The sequence below is a fragment of the Paenimyroides viscosum genome (assembly GCF_003858535.1).
In the GTDB taxonomy this organism is placed as follows: domain Bacteria; phylum Bacteroidota; class Bacteroidia; order Flavobacteriales; family Flavobacteriaceae; genus Flavobacterium; species Flavobacterium viscosum.
In genome coordinates this window covers 100,864-115,077 of sequence record NZ_RQTJ01000007.1, presented here as the reverse complement: position 1 = coordinate 115,077, position 14,214 = coordinate 100,864, and the positions used below count along the sequence as shown (strand labels likewise).

Sequence of the window (14,214 nt, the reverse complement as noted above, 5' to 3'; positions counted from 1 at the left end):
AAGCACCCTTTACACAAAGGGTGTTTTTTATTCGTATTAATTGTAGTAAATTTGATATTTGCTTATAATACGATATGATAACCGAAGAACAAGTAATTTTAGTAAACCAAAACGACGAACAAATTGGTTTAATGCCCAAATTACAAGCCCATAAAGAAGCTTTGTTACACCGGGCTTTTTCTGTTTTTATTTTAAACGATAAAAATGAAGTGATGTTACAACAACGTGCGGCAGATAAATACCATTCGCCTTTATTGTGGACAAACACTTGTTGCAGTCACCAGCGTAACGGCGAAAATAACATCAGTGCAGGGAAACGTCGTTTACAAGAAGAAATGGGTTTTGTAGTTGAATTAAAAGAACTGTTTTCGTTTATTTATAAAGCTCCGTTTGATAATGGTTTAACAGAACATGAATTTGATCATGTTATGGTTGGTTATTTTAACGATGATCCTGCAATAAACAAAGAAGAAGTTGAAAGCTGGAAATGGATGAGTATTGAAGCCATAAAAACCGATATGCAGAAACAACCCGAAGTATATACCGAATGGTTTAAAATTATTTTCGATAAGTTTTATCATCATCTAGAAGCACAGAAAATTTAGTTTATGAGAGTTACCGTTTGTAGAAAAGCACATTTTAATGCCGCACATCGCTTATATCGAAAAGATTGGTCTGATGAAAAAAACCAAAAGATTTTTGGTAAATGCAACAACCCAAATTTTCACGGTCATAACTACGAATTAATTGTAGAAGTTACTGGAACGGTAAATCCAGAAACAGGTTATGTAATTGATATAAAAGATTTAAGCGATATAATTTACGAAGAAGTAGAAGTGCCTTTTGATCATAAAAATTTAAATTTAGATGTGCCCGAATTTAAAGAATTGAACCCAACTGCAGAACATATTGCGTATGTAATTTGGAACAAACTACGTAAACGCCTTCCGTTAAAATTAGATCTGGATATTACTTTGTACGAAACGCCAAGAAATTTCGTTAAGTATGGTGGTTTATGATAATTTTAGAAAAATCATTTTAATAAAATTTGTACCTTGCCAACTTAATTTAAGTGAACGCATTTAAAATTGAATCCTATTAAAGAACATATAAATAATCAGTCAAATACTACCGCTTTTAAAAGTTATCCAATTCATTTTAAGCCTATTTTAAAAGAGCGAATTTGGGGTGGTAACAAATTGCAGTCGTTAGGAAAAGAACTTTCTAAAGATAATATTGGTGAAAGCTGGGAGATTTCTATGATTGATACCGATATAAATATTGTTACTAACGGTATTTATAAAGAAAAATCGTTAGCAGAATTGATTGATTTGTATCCAAACGAAATATTGGGAACAAAAGTTTATCAAAAATACGGTAAACAATTTCCCTTATTATTTAAATTTTTAGATGCAAAAACAGATTTGTCTATTCAATTACATCCTAACGATGAATTAGCAAAAAAACGTCACAATTCTTTTGGAAAAACCGAAATGTGGTATGTAATGCAAGCCGATGATAATGCTCGAATTATTTTAGGATTTAAAAAAGATAGTTCTCCCGAAGAATATTTAGACCATTTAAAGAATAAAACCTTACCAAGCGTTTTACAAGAATATTATGTAAAAAAAGGAGATGTGTTTTTTATAGAAACCGGAACCATTCATGCAATTGGTGGCGGAATTTTACTTGCAGAAATTCAACAAACATCAGATATTACTTATCGTGTGTACGATTGGGATAGGGTAGACGACAACGGGAACGAACGTGAGCTTCACGTAGATTTAGCGTTAGATGCAATAGATTACAATAAAAAAGATCCAAAAATAGAATATGTAAAGCAAGAAAATCAATCTGTTAAATTAGTAGATTGTCCCTATTTTACAACAAATATTATTTCGTTAGCATCCACTTATCAAATATCTAAAAACAGTGATTGTTTTTTGGTGTATATTTGCACAGAAGGAAATGCACAGTTAATTGTAGATAGTACAAGTTTTGAAATAAAACAAGGCGAAACAATTTTAATACCCGCACAATTAACCACATTTACATTAAGTGGAAATGCAACCTTATTAGAAGTATTTATTAATAAATTATAATTATTACATTATGGCAAACGTTAGAACTTTAAAAAAAGATATCAATTTTGTATTAGGAGATATAATTGAAGCAGTTTACATTTGGGAGCTTTCTACAGCAGGAAAACCAACAGATGAGTCGCAAGCAATTATTGATGAGGCAATTAAGCAATTTGATACTTTAATTGAGCGTGTAAACGATAAAAAAGCAGAAAATAAAAAAGCACACTTCAAAGCAATCTATACAGATTTAGAAGGAACTGCAAATCAGCTGGTTGAAAAAATCAACAATTTATAGTCAAAAAAAACTGACAAAAAAGTTACGGTAGCCCTTGCAGAATCAAAAAACAGCTGTATATTTGCAACCGTAAATGAGTCGCCTCTGTAGCTCAGCTGGCTAGAGCAGCTGATTTGTAATCAGCAGGTCGTGGGTTCGAGTCCCTCCAGAGGCTCAAGTTCTTAATCAAATTGAAAATTATTATTTTGCCTCTGTAGCTCAGCTGGCTAGAGCAGCTGATTTGTAATCAGCAGGTCGTGGGTTCGAGTCCCTCTAGAGGCTCAAAATTTTCAATTTGATTTTTTACTGAATTTACAATATTATTTTGCCTCTGTAGCTCAGCTGGCTAGAGCAGCTGATTTGTAATCAGCAGGTCGTGGGTTCGAGTCCCTCTAGAGGCTCAATAAAACAAAAACTCCTAAAGAAATTTAGGAGTTTTTTATTGGATCTAATTTTCTTCTTTCTGCCCCATCATCATTAAATAAGCCTTAAGAAACGGATCAATACCGCCGTTCATTACACTGTCAACATCGCTGGTTTCAAATTGCGTGCGAACGTCTTTTACTAATTTGTAAGGATGCATTACATAATTTCTAATTTGCGATCCCCATTCAATTTTCATTTTGTTGGCTTCAATTTCATCGCGTTTAGCCTGACGTTTCTTTAACTCAATTTCGTACAATTGCGATTTAAGCAACTGCATGGCTTTGGTTTTATTATCGAGCTGTGAACGTGTTTCAGAGTTTTCAATGATAATTCCGGTAGGGTGGTGGCGTAAACGCACGGCAGTTTCCACTTTATTTACGTTTTGCCCACCTGCACCCGATGATCGCATGGTTTCCCACGAAATATCAGACGGGTTGATTTCAATCTCAATGGTGTCATCTGCCAACGGATAAACATATACCGACGCAAATGAGGTATGACGTTTTGCATTGCTATCAAACGGAGAAATTCGAACCAAACGATGCACACCGTTTTCGCCTTTTAAATATCCGAACGAAAATTCGCCTTCAAACTCTAAAGTAACCGTTTTTATTCCGGCAACATCTCCCGCCTGAAAGTTCAATTCTTTAATTTTGTAGCCGTTTTTTTCGCCCCACATTAAATACATACGCATTAACATGGCAGCCCAATCGCAACTTTCTGTTCCGCCGGCACCGGCTGTAATTTGTACAACAGCGCTTAAACTGTCGCCTTCGTCCGAAAGCATGTTTCTAAACTCTAAATCTTCAACAATTTCTACTGTTGCGTCATATTGGTTTTGAACTTCTTCTTCCGATGCGTCTCCTTCTGCAAAAAACTCCATTAAAACCTGCAGTTCTTCGGCATTGCTTTGCGCACTTTGGTAACCTTCTACCCATTTCTTTTTAGAACGAATGTTTCGAACCAAAATTTCGGCTTCTTTGGCATTGTTCCAAAAATCGGGAGCAAATGTTTTTTCTTCATCGTTTTGTATTTCAATTAATTTCTGATCGATGTCAAAGATACCTCCTTAACGCACCAAGGCGATCCATAAGACCCTTTATTTGATCTGTAGTAACCATTTTTGTATGATTTTTGTTAGATAACAAATGTACATTTATCTTAAAGAATAAAAAAATGAAAACAGTGAATCTATTTTTAGGAATTTTAGGATTGAGTTTTATGAGTTGTGTTGCACAGACCAAAACCGATGCTGTTGATAAAGGAACCACTAAAATTGAAAACGGAAAAGTAACACTATCAAACCCCGATTTGGAATATGAAGTTATTATTATGGATAATGGTTTTGAGCGTTGGTTTAGCACAAACAGAAAACCAAAAGATCATTATTCTATTACTTTTTTAGAGAATAAAAACCGAAGATGGGTTCAGGAATGGAATGCACGTGCCGGTAGAATGAATAGTGTTATTGAATACAGAATAGATTATAATTCGCAAACCCATTACGGATACGAAGTTAATTACATGTTGTATCACTATTTATTGTATTTTCAGCAAGTTAATAATTTACGATTAGATTAAATTATTTGTAAATTTGCATCGACAAAAAATGAAATATGGCTTCGTTAAAACAAAAGTGGGGAATTACATCTAATTTTCAGTTTATCGTAATTTTAGTGGTGTTTGCTATTACTGGCAGTACATCGGCGTATATTACACGTCCGGTTTTAGAATTGATCGGTATCACAAAAGAGAGTATGCATCCGTTGATTTACTGGCCATTGTCGTTAATTTTAATTTTGCCTGTTTACAAGGTTTTACTGATTATTATAGGTACGATATTTTTACAGCACACATTTTTCTGGAATTTTGTTAAGAAGATGCTGATCCGAATGCGATTAGGATTTTTATATGGAATAAAAGTAGGTAAATAATTTGTGTTTTAATTAAGGTTATTGGAGAAATAATAGCTAAGATTGGTAAAACTTATTAATATGAAAAAACTTATTACATTAATATTCCTAACATTAATTTGCAACGCTGTAAATGCTCAAGAAATTAATATGGTAGGACAATGGAAGGTAAAAGAGATTATTAGTCCTAAAGCCGTAGAAAATGATAATATCCGTAACATGATGAACGGATTAAGCGAAAGTACCTTCCATTTAGAACAAGATAATTCAATTAAAATAACGTCTTTAAATCCAACAGAAGGTTTTAGGTATTTCACAATGATGGCAAATGATGCTATTTGGAATTTTAAAGACAATAAACTTACTTTGGCTGACAAAAAATCTAAAAGACTAATTATGAAAGTCTCTGTTTCAATAAAAGATGGAAAAACAATTTTTACTTTTGATGAAACTAATTTAGTTGTTGAAGTTGCCAAAACGGAATAGATTATTTGCACCACAATTTCCACAGATAGTATCGATCTTTTTGTAGGCAGTACAAAAATGAACTTATTTTTTATGAATAATAAAGATACACGGACGTTTATGTAAATCTATTTTATGTTTTTTCCAGAAACTTACGGGTTTTGTCAGCATAATTTCGGTAGGTAAGGTTAAATCGCAGGCAACGCATAATAACGTATTTGGCTGTAACACCTGAACCATTTCGTCTATCAGCTGATTGTTTCTGTATGGTGTTTCAATAAAAATCTGAGATTGATTGCGTTCAAAAGACCATTTTTCCAGATTCTTCAACATGGTCTTTTTTTCTGATTTATCAATAGGAAGGTATCCGTTAAAAGTAAACGATTGTCCGTTCATGCCAGATCCCATCAAAGAAAGTAAAATAGATGACGGACCGGTAAGAGGAATAACTTTAATTCCTTTTTCGTGCGCCATTGCTACAATTACCGCACCCGGATCTGCAACGCCAGGACAACCGGCATCACTCATTAATCCCATGTTTTTACCTTCTAATAAAGGTTGAATAAACGTTTTTAATTCTTTGGCATCGGTATGTTTATTCAATTCGAACAAATTTAAAGTAGCCTGAACTTTAGTCGGATCAATAGCTTTAATAAACTTGCGGGCAACTTTGCTGTTTTCCACAACATAATCGTTAATAAGCGAAACCGTGCGCATTACACTTGCAGGTAAAACATCTGGAGCAGGAGTTTCGTCTCCTAACATTACCGGAATTAAATATAAGGTGCCTAATGTTGTCATAAAATATAATTAAGGAAGTATAAATTTTCCAAATAAAATCAACCAGAAATAAAAACCTAAAATTCCTCCGATTAGTCCTGAAAGAATAAATGTAAATCTTTGGTTGTATGGAATGTATTTAAAAATAATATAAAACGCTACTAATAATCCGATGAATGCAGTTGGTATTAAAATACTAAAATCATGTATATCTAAATTACGAGCAAGTTTTATCTCGTCCATTTGTTTTGAGTAGCGTCCTTTTATGAAGTACTTTGTTATTAAAGTAATAAAGTTAAATGTTTGTCTTAACCAAAATAAAGAAAGAAAAATATAAAACCAGTGAATAATTTTCAGTTTTTTTAAGGATATAATTTTTTTTCGATTGTAAAGTAAAAGTAATAATCCAAGCGTTCCTGTAAAAATAGTTTGTAAAGGACCACCTAAAGTGACTAAAAGAAGCTCTGATTTGGTAATGATATCATCAAAATCATCAGGAATAATTATGCTTGTTGAACCATAATGTACAATGGCGTCTAAGCCTACAATTTTTGCTACTAAGTAATGACCAGTTTCGTGTGAAACTGTTCCTATAATTGTGAATAAAACAAAGGTTATTATTAGGGAAAATAATAATTTAAAATCTATTGTAAAAGAAAAATATTTTTTCATAATAAATAACCATGAATTGTCATAGAAATATAAAAAAAACGCCTTTAAGCGTTTTCTAATTTTATCTTTATCTTTTCGCAAGCTTCGTTCAACATATTGTAAACATCATCAAAACCATTGTCGCCACCGTAATAAGGATCGGGAACTTCCATGTTTTTATCCGGATGATACTCGTTTAAAATCAGCTGTACTTTTTTCTTCGCTTCATCGTTTGGTGCCAGTCTGCAAACGTTTTCGTAATTGCTTTTATCCATAACATAAATATAGTCAAAAGCAGAAAAATCGTCTAAACAAAACTGTCTTGCGCGTTGGGTTGTTAAATCAATACCGTACTTTTTTGCAACAGCAATAGATCTTTTATCGGGTAATTCGCCAGCGTGCCAAGCACCGGTTCCGGCAGAATCTACAAAAAACACTTCAGATTTTAATTTAGATTTTAAAATGCCTTCTGCCAACGGCGATCTGCAAATATTACCCAAACAAACCATTAATATTTTTGCCATTACATAGATAGTTTTTTATTGATGTCTTCGAAATGCGCTTTAAACTCCTTGTCGGTTTCCAATAAATTGTCAACCGTTTTGCAAGCGTGTAAAACCGTAGCGTGATCGCGATCGCCAATTTGTGAACCAATATTTGCTAACGACGATTTGGTATATTTCTTTGCGAAAAACATAGCTAATTGGCGGGCTTGCACAATGTTTCGTTTACGCGATTTTGAGCAAAGCGTTTCAATATCCAACTCAAAATAATCAGAAACTATTTTTTGAATGTAATCTATAGAAATGTCTTTACGAATGTTCTTTACGAATTTTTCAATGACGTTTTTAGCTAAATCAACCGTAATTTCTTTTTTGTTGAAAGACGATTGTGCAATTAACGAAATAATAGCTCCTTCCAATTCGCGAACGTTAGTTTTTACGTGCTTTGCAACGTATTCAATAACATCGTTAGACATTTCAACACCATCGCGATACAAAATATTCTTTACGATATTTACTCTGGTTTCAAAATCAGGGTGCATGATTTCAGCCGAAAGTCCCCATTTAAAACGAGATAACAAACGCTGTTCAATATCCTGCATATCAACCGGAGCTTTATCTGAAGTTAAAATAACCTGTTTTCCGTTCTGGTGCAGATAGTTGAAAATATGGAAGAATACATCTTGCGTACCCGATTTTCCTGATAAAAACTGAATATCATCAACAATTAATACATCGATCAACTGATAGAAATAAATAAAATCGTTACGGGTTTGTTTTCTAACAGAATCAACATATTGCTGTGTAAAAACTTCTGCCGAAATATATAATACGGTTTTCTCCGGATGTTTATCTTTAATTTCCACACCAATAGCGTGTGCCAAATGCGTTTTTCCCAAACCAACGCCACCGTAAATTAATAACGGATTAAAAGCGGTTCCGCCCGGTTTGTTGGCAACTGCCATACCGGCACTACGAGCCAAACGGTTCGATTCGCCTTCCAGGAAATTATCAAAACTGTAATTAGAATTTAACTGTGATTCTATCTTAACATTTCTGATTCCGGGAATTACAAACGGGTTTTTTAATTCGGGATTTTTTGTTTGTACAGGAACATCTAATTCCTGGGTTTTAACAGGTTCTCTCTGGGTACTAGGTAATTGTTCGGTAAACGGCTGTTTTGCTCCCGAAGTATTTTCCATTTTAATTTTATACAGTAACTTTGCTTTAGGACCAAGTTCCTTTTGTAATGCAGATTTTAATACCTTTACATAATGCTCTTCTAGCCATTCGTAGAAGAATTTACTAGGAACCTGAATATACAAAGCGTTTTCTGTTAACTCAATAGCCTCAATTGGTTCAAACCAAGTTTTGAACGCCTGATCGCCAATGTTGTCTTTTATGAATTGCAGACAACGATTCCAAACAGATATTGCGGTTTCTTGTGTATAATCAAGCATTTTTATTAGAGATAATAGTGTTTAATAATGGTGTTTTAGAGAGTTACATAAAACACGTTTACATTTACAAATATGTGAATAAAAATCATCAAAAAAAATGATTTTACTATTTGATTTTTAGAAATAATATTGTAAGTACTTTTTTATTTGAATTATAAAATTTTTGAAACTTATTTTTTATGCAGGAACATAAAATTAGCATACGTGTGCGATACGCAGAGACCGACCAAATGGGTGTGGTGTACCATGGGAATTATGCCCAATATTTTGAGATGGGGCGCGTGGAATGGCTTAGAAACAAAGGGGTTTCGTACAAAGAACTCGAAAATAGCGGTGTAATGCTTCCTGTTGTTTCTTTAAGTATGAACTACAAGAAACCTGCGTATTATGACGATGAATTAACAGTAATTACACGTATGTATTATTTAGGTGGTGTTAAGATAGAATTTACCTATGAAATTGTTAACCAAAAGGGCGACTTATTAACAACTGCGCATACAACTTTGGTGTTTGTTGACATGAAAACTAAAAGACAAATTTCGGTACCTGATTATCTTGAAAAATTTATTAACGGCTAAATAGTGTTAAAAGAAAAAAAACGTTTTTAAGGACAAACAAAAAATCGTAAATTCTAAAAAAAATTACTACTATGAAAAAGTTTATTTTAATACTATTTTTGTTTTGTTCGGGTTTTTTAATGGCGCAAACTCCAATTGTTTTAAAAGCACGTGTGTATAAACCTACGAACGATTTAAAAATTTCGGTAAAACATAATGATAATGCTGTTGTAGAAATAGGTCAAAATATTTATAAGACCATTTCGTTAAACGTTAACGACAAATTATCGTTCTATATAAATGAAACGCTTGTTGAAACTATTGATGTTACGCAAAAGATAATAGATAGAAAAAAATTAGATGTTCTTTTGACCGATTCTACTGTTCTTGATGAATTGGAAATTGAATATACCAACATGAACAGTAAATTAGGCTTGGAAACTGCGCCAAACCTGACTAAAGCAGAGCGTGCTGTAAAAAAAGATAATCAAATAACCTATAAAGATAATTATTCTGCTACAGGAAATATTAAGTTAGATGGTTTTGTGAACAAACTTACCGGAAAGGCAAAAATGAATAAAAAAGCTCTTTCGGTAGAGCGTGAAATACAGGTTATGGAACGATTTTTAAAGGTTTATTCTGCTGATTTTCTGTATGAAAATTATAAGCTTCCAAAAGTGAAAGCACCTTATTTTGCTTTACACATGATGGATTTTATTAACGATGGAACTAAATTAGAATCCGACGGATTTAGAATGTTGGTTGAAGAACAACTATTGAATTTTAAATATGATTAAAATTGAATTGCCACAGATTCACAGATGACAAATCACACAATTTATTAGATTAAAATTTTTATTGTTGATATAACTTAATAAATCCGTGCATCTGTGGTAAATGGAAAAATTAATCTTCTTTTTCTGTAATAGAAACTTCAAAAATATGATTGAAAGTATTAAAGATTTCTTCTTTTTGAGTTAGTCTGCATGATATTTCAATCAAACAATCTAATTCTAAAACCTGATTTACAACATTCAGATTTTTTTCTTTAATAACGCGCATTACTTTATTCATGTTTTTATAATCAAACCGAATAAGATAGTGCGTGTTTATTGTTTTTTCTATAATTTCAACCGTTTCCAAAGCCATTTGCGCAGTAGTTCTGTAAGCTGTAACCAAACCGCCAACGCCTAATTTTACACCGCCAAAATATCGAACTACAATTACTAAAACGTTTGTCACATCAAACGATTGTATTTGTCCGTAAATAGGCATTCCCGCACTGTTGTTAGGTTCGCCGTCGTCATTAGCGCGATAAATTTTTGTTTTTGTACCAATTTGATATGCATAACACCAATGTCTACCTGTGTAATGTTGCTTTTTAATCTGATCTAAAATTTCTTTCACTTCATTTTCTGACTGAACTGGAAAAGCATAGCCGAAAAACTTGCTGTTTTTTTCTTTAAACAACACTTCATCGCTTGGTTTTTCTATTGTTTTGTAAGTATCAGTCATTATTTTTGATTTTTATAATACGTTAAAATGTTGTTCTGAATTTTTTGTGAGGAAAACTGAACAGCATTTTTTAGTTCAACCGCTTTTATACCTTCTTTTAAAATTGCATCGCTTTTAAAAACTCGTGCTTCATCCCACAATTCAGTATCCATAAACTGCTGTAAAGTTTGTGATCCACCTTCAATAATTATCGATTGAATATTTTCTTCCACACAAATTCTATTTACTTCGGCAGGTAAATCATTAAAATCAATCTTTTTATAAATGATTTGATCAATTGGATTCAGAGGAAATTCCGCACACAAACAAATGGTTTTACTTTCTGAATTTGTAATTGCAAACGATGTGTCAATTTTATGATTCGCATCCAAATAAATTCTAACCGGATTTTTTCCAACAAAATCTCGAGTTGTTAGGGAAGGATTATCGTCTAAAACGGTTTTTGTTCCAACCAAAATACCCATTTCTTCACTTCTCCATTTGTGCGTCAATTGTCGGGAATAGTTGTTCGAAATCCAAACGGGTTTTTGATCATTTTTTTCTGTCGGAGCAATAAATCCATCTGCCGATTCTGCCCATTTTAAAATAATATAAGGTCTTTTTTTCTGGATAAACGTAAAAAATCGTTTGTTACTGTTGATACATTCCTTCTCTAAAATTCCGACAATCACATTTACACCTGCATTTTTCAGTTTCTCAATTCCTTTTCCAGCAACTTCGGCATAAGAATCCACACAGCCAATCACGACATTCGGAATCTGCATTTTCACGATTAAATCGGCACAAGGCGGCGTTTTTCCGTAGTGGCTGCAAGGTTCCAGTGTAACATAAATAGTACTTTCTTTTAGCAGTTCTTTGTTTTTTACCGAATTTATTGCGTTTATTTCGGCATGCGATCCGCCAAAAGCACTCGTTGAACCTTCGCCAATAATTGTATCTTTGTGAAAAATTACCGCACCAACCGACGGATTTGGCATGGCAGCGGGCAAACCTTTCTGTGCAATAAACAAAGCGCGGTACATAAATTGTTCGTGTGTGTGCATAGCGAATTTTTTACAAAATTAAAAAAAGATGACGGTAAACGATTATAAAAAACGATTTCTAAACCAACTTCCTGCTTTTTATGATGAAACAGAGCGTTTAAATTTGTTTTATATGGCAATGGAATTTGTGTTGAATTACAGTAAAGCCGATGTTGTTTTGAATGGAAATGAGTCGGTTTTAGTTGAAAATCAGCAGGAAATAGACGAAGTTTTCAATCGTTTACAAGATAATGAACCTATACAATATATTACGCAACAGGCTAATTTTTTTGGATATGATTTTAAGGTTTCGCCTGCAACATTGATTCCGCGACCAGAAACCGAAGAATTGGTAGATTGGGTTTTAAACGAAATGAAAAAACAGCCGCAAAAAAACTGGCGTGTGCTGGATATTGGCACAGGAACGGGCTGTATTCCTATAACAATTAAAAAGGAATTTCCGTTGGCAGAAGTTTTTGCGATGGATATTTCAACCGAAGCTTTGAATATCGCCAAGCAAAATGCAGAAAACCTAAACGCTTCGGTTACTTTTATCGAACAAAATATTTTATCGACCAAACAATTAGATTCGTACGATATTATTATTTCCAATCCGCCTTATGTGCGAAATTTAGAAAAAGCAGAAATAAGCGAAAACGTTTTGCAGCACGAACCACATTTGGCGTTGTTTGTAGATGATAACGACCCGTTGATTTTCTACCGAAAAATCACACAATTAGCTCAGAAAAGTTTAACTGAAAACGGACTGTTGTTTTTTGAAATCAATCAATATCTAGGAAACGAAATGCATGAAATGGTTTCGGAATATTTTAAAACCATCGAACTAAAAAAAGATTTTATACAAAACGACCGAATGATGAAGTGTTCGGTAATTAGGTAACAGTAATCAGTTTTTGACTTTAAAACTTTACAACTTTCAAACTATAAACTATTATCTTTGCAAAGAAAAATTGTCTTGCAAAGTCTTTTAGACCTTGTAGGTATATAATTTTAAGAACATATTTTTCACACAAATTTGCTTTTAAACTGCGTCACTTCGAGTATTTTTTTGGAGAGAATCGGAAAAAAATGTATCGAGAAGTTCTCGACAAGCTCGAACTGACGAAATCTTAAAAAGCTGATTCTTAAACAATAAATTAAAATGGCACAAAAACCAAGTATTCCTAAAGGAACCCGCGATTTTTCTCCGCTTGAAGTAGCCAAGCGTCAATATATTATTTCTGTTATAAAAAAGCATTTTGAACGCAGCGGTTTTCAACCAATTGAAACACCATCGTTTGAAAACTCTGAAACCTTAATGGGAAAATATGGCGAAGAAGGCGATCGTTTAATTTTTAAGATTTTAAATTCGGGCGATTTTTTAGCGAAAACGAAGGAGGAATTTTTGCAAACTAAAAACAGTTTAAAAATTACTCCACAAATATCCGAAAAAGCGTTGCGTTACGATTTAACTGTTCCGTTTGCGCGTTTCGTGGTACAACATCAAAACGAGTTAGAGTTTCCATTTAAGCGTTATCAGATTCAGCCGGTTTGGCGTGCCGATCGTCCGCAAAAAGGTCGTTTCCGCGAGTTTTACCAATGTGATGCCGATGTAGTTGGATCTACATCTTTGTGGCAAGAAGTGGAATTAGTACAATTATACGATGCTGTTTTTAGCGATTTAAAAGTAGAAGGAGTTACTATTAAAATCAACAACAGAAAAATATTATCGGGAATTGCCGAAGTTATTGGCGCAAGCGATAAACTGATTGATTTTACTGTTGCTTTAGACAAATTAGATAAAATTGGTGAAGACGGCGTTAAAACAGAAATGTTGGCTAAAGGAATTTCAGAAGAAGCAATAGATAAAGTACAAGTATTATTTAATTTTTCAGGTTCATTGTCGGATAAATTACAGCAATTACGTGAGTTATTGGCAACATCAGAAGAAGGAACAAAAGGAATAGAGGAGCTGACGTTTATCTGCGAAACCGTGGAAGAGTTAGGCTTAAAATCGGCACAACTGAATTTAGATGTTACGTTGGCGCGTGGATTAAACTATTACACCGGAGCTATTTTTGAAGTTGCCGCACCCGAAACCGTTAAGTTGGGATCAATAGGTGGTGGTGGTCGTTACGATGATTTAACTGGAATTTTTGGTTTGAAAAATATGAGCGGCGTTGGTATTTCGTTTGGTTTAGACAGAATTTATCTGGTTATTGAAGAATTGAATCTTTTCCCAGAAACGGTTTCAAACGCCTCTGATATTTTGTTTTTCAATTATGGAAATACCGAGGCGAAATATGCTTTAAAAGCAATTCAAAAGTTACGCGAAACCGGCATCAAAGCAGAATTGTATCCTGATAAGGTGAAAATGGATAAACAATTCAAGTATGCCGATAAAAAAGGAATTAAATATGCGGTGATTGTTGGGGAAACCGAAATGCAACAAAATATTTTTGGTTTGAAAAATCTTCATTCAGGCGAACAGCAAAATGTTACCTTACAAGAATTAATGAGTAAATTCCTATAAAGCAAAAAGAGTCGCTAATTTTAATTAGCGA

At 33.4% G+C, this 14,214-nt stretch carries 18 protein-coding genes and 3 tRNA genes; 14 read left to right on the top strand and 7 right to left on the bottom strand.

From position 1 onward, the window contains the following. Positions 1–77: 77 nt before the first annotated feature. The 7 genes from idi to EG242_RS04935 all read left to right on the top strand — a co-directional run bounded on the left by idi (position 78) and on the right by EG242_RS04935 (position 2,759). A complete protein-coding gene (gene idi, locus EG242_RS04965; protein ID WP_124898828.1) occupies positions 78–605 on the top strand; it encodes an isopentenyl-diphosphate Delta-isomerase in 528 nt (175 codons plus the stop codon). A 3-nt stretch (positions 606–608) separates the two neighbouring features. Next, positions 609–1,019, top strand: coding sequence for a 6-pyruvoyl trahydropterin synthase family protein (locus EG242_RS04960; RefSeq protein ID WP_124898798.1), 411 nt, complete (start codon positions 609–611; stop codon positions 1,017–1,019). Between the two features lie 69 nt (positions 1,020–1,088). Continuing rightward, positions 1,089–2,102 carry a type I phosphomannose isomerase catalytic subunit gene (locus tag EG242_RS04955; protein WP_235831870.1) on the top strand — a complete coding sequence of 338 codons (1,014 nt, stop codon included), beginning with the start codon at positions 1,089–1,091 and terminating at the stop codon, positions 2,100–2,102. Positions 2,103–2,112: 10 nt separating this feature from the next. Then, positions 2,113–2,379 carry a hypothetical protein gene (locus EG242_RS04950; protein WP_124898797.1) on the top strand — a complete coding sequence of 89 codons (267 nt, stop codon included), beginning with the start codon at positions 2,113–2,115 and terminating at the stop codon, positions 2,377–2,379. 80 nt (positions 2,380–2,459) lie between these two features. Beyond that, positions 2,460–2,533: transfer RNA gene (locus EG242_RS04945), tRNA-Thr, on the top strand. 33 nt (positions 2,534–2,566) lie between these two features. Beyond that, positions 2,567–2,640: transfer RNA gene (locus EG242_RS04940), tRNA-Thr, on the top strand. Positions 2,641–2,685: 45 nt separating this feature from the next. Next, a tRNA-Thr gene (locus tag EG242_RS04935) sits at positions 2,686–2,759 on the top strand. A gap of 47 nt (positions 2,760–2,806) precedes the next feature. On the opposite strand, the gene prfB is transcribed toward EG242_RS04935, so the two are convergent. Then, a protein-coding gene (gene prfB / locus EG242_RS04930; RefSeq protein WP_124898796.1) for a peptide chain release factor 2 occupies positions 2,807–3,905 on the bottom strand; the annotation gives its coding sequence in 2 pieces (ribosomal slippage) (positions 2,807–3,841 and positions 3,843–3,905; 1,098 coding nt in all). Between the two features lie 55 nt (positions 3,906–3,960). On the opposite strand from prfB, the gene EG242_RS04925 reads away from it, so the two are divergent. From EG242_RS04925 to EG242_RS04915, 3 genes are read left to right on the top strand one after another with little or no spacing between them, the layout of a single operon-like run. Next, on the top strand, positions 3,961–4,365 hold the full coding sequence (locus EG242_RS04925; protein WP_124898795.1) for a DUF6146 family protein: 405 nt from the start codon (positions 3,961–3,963) through the stop codon (positions 4,363–4,365). Between the two features lie 35 nt (positions 4,366–4,400). Next, a complete protein-coding gene (locus tag EG242_RS04920) occupies positions 4,401–4,718 on the top strand; it encodes a DUF6787 family protein (RefSeq protein ID WP_124898794.1) in 318 nt (105 codons plus the stop codon). A 60-nt stretch (positions 4,719–4,778) separates the two neighbouring features. Next, positions 4,779–5,183, top strand: a complete 405-nt coding sequence (locus tag EG242_RS04915) for a DUF5004 domain-containing protein (RefSeq protein ID WP_124898793.1) — start codon at positions 4,779–4,781, stop codon at positions 5,181–5,183. Between the two features lie 63 nt (positions 5,184–5,246). Here the strand turns inward: EG242_RS04915 and EG242_RS04910 are convergent, their stop codons facing one another. From EG242_RS04910 to dnaA, 4 genes are read right to left on the bottom strand one after another with little or no spacing between them, the layout of a single operon-like run. Continuing rightward, positions 5,247–5,963, bottom strand: a complete 717-nt coding sequence (locus tag EG242_RS04910) for an SAM-dependent methyltransferase (protein WP_124898792.1) — start codon at positions 5,961–5,963, stop codon at positions 5,247–5,249. Positions 5,964–5,972: 9 nt separating this feature from the next. Further along, positions 5,973–6,614 carry a hypothetical protein gene (locus EG242_RS04905; RefSeq protein WP_124898791.1) on the bottom strand — a complete coding sequence of 214 codons (642 nt, stop codon included), beginning with the start codon at positions 6,612–6,614 and terminating at the stop codon, positions 5,973–5,975. 44 nt (positions 6,615–6,658) lie between these two features. Then, positions 6,659–7,117: a low molecular weight protein-tyrosine-phosphatase gene (locus tag EG242_RS04900; protein WP_124898790.1), complete on the bottom strand. Its 459-nt coding sequence runs from the start codon at positions 7,115–7,117 to the stop codon at positions 6,659–6,661. Then, positions 7,117–8,556 (bottom strand): chromosomal replication initiator protein DnaA, encoded by a 1,440-nt coding sequence (gene dnaA, locus EG242_RS04895; protein WP_124898789.1) that lies wholly within the window; start codon positions 8,554–8,556, stop codon positions 7,117–7,119. Before dnaA ends, EG242_RS04900 begins: the two co-directional genes overlap by 1 nt. Before the next feature lie 179 nt (positions 8,557–8,735). Here dnaA and EG242_RS04890 point away from each other — a divergent pair, with 179 nt between their 5' ends. Together EG242_RS04890 and EG242_RS04885 are read left to right on the top strand one after the other, a co-directional pair. After that, positions 8,736–9,134: an acyl-CoA thioesterase gene (locus tag EG242_RS04890; RefSeq protein WP_124898788.1), complete on the top strand. Its 399-nt coding sequence runs from the start codon at positions 8,736–8,738 to the stop codon at positions 9,132–9,134. Positions 9,135–9,205: 71 nt separating this feature from the next. Then, on the top strand, positions 9,206–9,910 hold the full coding sequence (locus tag EG242_RS04885; RefSeq protein WP_124898787.1) for a hypothetical protein: 705 nt from the start codon (positions 9,206–9,208) through the stop codon (positions 9,908–9,910). Between the two features lie 109 nt (positions 9,911–10,019). On the opposite strand, the gene EG242_RS04880 is transcribed toward EG242_RS04885, so the two are convergent. Together EG242_RS04880 and ribD are read right to left on the bottom strand one after the other, a co-directional pair. Continuing rightward, entirely contained in the window at positions 10,020–10,628 is a 609-nt protein-coding gene (locus tag EG242_RS04880) for an IMPACT family protein (protein WP_124898786.1), read from the bottom strand. Then, positions 10,628–11,671 (bottom strand): bifunctional diaminohydroxyphosphoribosylaminopyrimidine deaminase/5-amino-6-(5-phosphoribosylamino)uracil reductase RibD, encoded by a 1,044-nt coding sequence (ribD, locus tag EG242_RS04875; RefSeq protein WP_124898785.1) that lies wholly within the window; start codon positions 11,669–11,671, stop codon positions 10,628–10,630. The genes EG242_RS04880 and ribD overlap by 1 nt, the downstream gene beginning before the upstream one ends. A gap of 28 nt (positions 11,672–11,699) precedes the next feature. Between ribD and prmC the strand changes: the two genes are divergently transcribed. Then, the gene (gene prmC / locus EG242_RS04870; protein ID WP_124898784.1) at positions 11,700–12,551 is read left to right on the top strand and encodes a peptide chain release factor N(5)-glutamine methyltransferase; all 852 of its coding nucleotides are present in this window, start codon (positions 11,700–11,702) and stop codon (positions 12,549–12,551) included. A 261-nt stretch (positions 12,552–12,812) separates the two neighbouring features. Continuing rightward, positions 12,813–14,183, top strand: a complete 1,371-nt coding sequence (hisS, locus tag EG242_RS04865; RefSeq protein WP_124898783.1) for a histidine--tRNA ligase — start codon at positions 12,813–12,815, stop codon at positions 14,181–14,183. The last annotated feature ends 31 nt before the right edge of the window (positions 14,184–14,214 follow it).